This window comes from Emticicia sp. (genome assembly GCF_049241225.1).
Taxonomy (GTDB): domain Bacteria; phylum Bacteroidota; class Bacteroidia; order Cytophagales; family Spirosomataceae; genus Emticicia.
Genome location: NZ_JBMLRC010000244.1, coordinates 1 through 1,994, shown reverse-complemented (window position 1 = coordinate 1,994; position 1,994 = coordinate 1). Strand labels below are relative to the sequence as shown.

Genomic DNA, 1,994 nt, shown 5'->3' with positions numbered 1-1,994 from the left:
TATGTTTCAAATCATTCCAGCCATTGACATCATCGACGGTAAATGCGTAAGGCTTACACAAGGTGATTATTCTCAGAAAAAAACTTACAACGAAAATCCGCTCGAAGTAGCCAAGATGTTTGAAGATGCGGGCATCAAACGCCTACATTTGGTTGATTTAGATGGAGCGAAAAATAAAAAAATCACCAATGCTAAGGTACTCGAAACCATTGCATCAAAAACCAATCTTCACATTGATTTTGGCGGAGGTGTACAATCGGATGACGACATTCGTTTGGCCTTTGACTGTGGTGCAAAGCAAATCACAGGCGGAAGCATTGCCGTTAAAAACCCCGAATTATTTGAAGAATGGCTCAAAAGATTTGGCAGCGAAGCCATTATTTTGGGAGCAGATGCCCGTAACGAAAAAATTGCGGTAAGTGGTTGGGAAGAAGATTCGGGCGTTTGGGTATATGATTTTGTGGGCCAATGGATTGCCAAAGGCGTAAAATATACTATCAGTACCGACGTAGCCAAAGATGGACTTTTGCAAGGGCCTTCAGTTGATTTATACAAGAAAATGCAAGCTCAATTCCCTGATTTACAAGTAATTGCGAGTGGTGGCGTGAGTTCAATGCAAGATTTAGAAGATTTAGCCGAACTCAATATCTTTGGCGTAATCGTCGGCAAAGCCATTTACGAAGGTCGTGTTACTTTGAAAGAAATAGAACGCAGATTTTTATGATTCTTATGATAAGTTATGATGAAAGATTCTGAAATCAACTTTAAACATTCTGAACTTACAGGGCGAATAATTAAGGCTTTTTATAAAGTTTATAATATTAGGGTATGGTTTCTTAGAAAAAGTATACGAAAATGCTTTTTTAATAGAGTTGAGAAAAATTGGCTTACAATGTTCACAACAGTATCCAATTGATGTGTTTTATGAAACAGAAAAAGTGGGTTATTATTACGCAGATATTATCGTAGAAGATAAAATTATACTTGAGCTAAAAGCGGCTGAAGCATTGAGTCCAGAACATGAAGCCCAATTAACCAATTATTTAAGAGCAACTGATATTGAAGTGGGACTTTTGATAAATTTTGGGAAAGAGCCACAATTTAAAAGAAAGGTATTTTCAAATGACCACAAGCCAAATCTTAAAAAATCATCATAATCATAAAAATCAGCGTTCCATATTATGATTTACGAATACCAAAAAGACGAATACACAATTAGCACCGATAAAACCAAATTACAATTCGATGTAATTCATGGCTTTTTATCGACAAGCTATTGGTCGCCCAATATTCCGATGGAAATCGTAAAGCGTGCCGCCGAGCATTCAACAACTTTTGGTATTTACAAAAACTCCCTCCCTATCGGGGAGAGTTGGGGTGGGGCTTCTCAAGTAGGCTATGCCCGAATCATTTCCGACTATGCTACTTTTGCTTACTTGGCCGATGTTTTTGTTTTAGAGAGCGAAAGAGGCAAAGGTATTTCAAAATGGCTGATGGAATGTATTACTCAACAACCTGATTTACAAGGGCTTCGTAGGTGGATGCTTGCCACTCGTGATGCCCACGGACTTTATGCACAATTCGGTTTCACTCCTCTGGATAACCCGGATATAATGATGCAAATTGCCCGACCAAATATTTATAACGAGTAGCAGTATTGATAACTGTTTACTGATAACTGTTCACTGAAAAATGCTTACAAAAAGAATCATACCTTGTTTAGATATAAAAGATGGCCGTACCGTCAAAGGTACTAATTTCGTAAACCTTCGTGATGCTGGCGACCCCGTAGAACTCGGTGCCGAATATGCCCGCCAAGGAGCGGACGAATTAGTATTTCTCGACATCACAGCTACCGTCGAAGAACGCAAAACGCTACTTGATTTAGTGCGTAGAGTTGCCCATACCATCAATATCCCGTTTTGTGTAGGTGGCGGAATCGGGTCGGTTGCTGATGTTTCTAAGCTTTTAAACGCAGGTGCCGATAAAGTATC

General features: G+C 39.2%; 4 protein-coding genes. All 4 read left to right on the top strand.

Annotated features, from left to right (window positions below; genetic code table 11):
• Nucleotide 1 precedes the first annotated feature (1 nt).
• Nucleotides 2–724 (top strand): 1-(5-phosphoribosyl)-5-[(5-phosphoribosylamino)methylideneamino]imidazole-4-carboxamide isomerase, encoded by a 723-nt coding sequence (gene hisA, locus ACOVO2_RS13195; RefSeq protein ID WP_421770430.1) that lies wholly within the window; start codon nt 2–4, stop codon nt 722–724.
• 148 nt (nt 725–872) lie between these two features.
• On the top strand, nt 873–1,157 hold the full coding sequence (locus ACOVO2_RS13190) for a GxxExxY protein (RefSeq protein WP_421770429.1): 285 nt from the start codon (nt 873–875) through the stop codon (nt 1,155–1,157).
• A 24-nt stretch (nt 1,158–1,181) separates the two neighbouring features.
• Nucleotides 1,182–1,652 (top strand): GNAT family N-acetyltransferase, encoded by a 471-nt coding sequence (locus ACOVO2_RS13185; protein ID WP_421770428.1) that lies wholly within the window; start codon nt 1,182–1,184, stop codon nt 1,650–1,652.
• Nucleotides 1,653–1,692: 40 nt separating this feature from the next.
• Nucleotides 1,693–1,994: HisA/HisF-related TIM barrel protein (locus tag ACOVO2_RS13180; RefSeq protein WP_421770427.1), on the top strand; the 302-nt coding region annotated here is incomplete at its 3' end.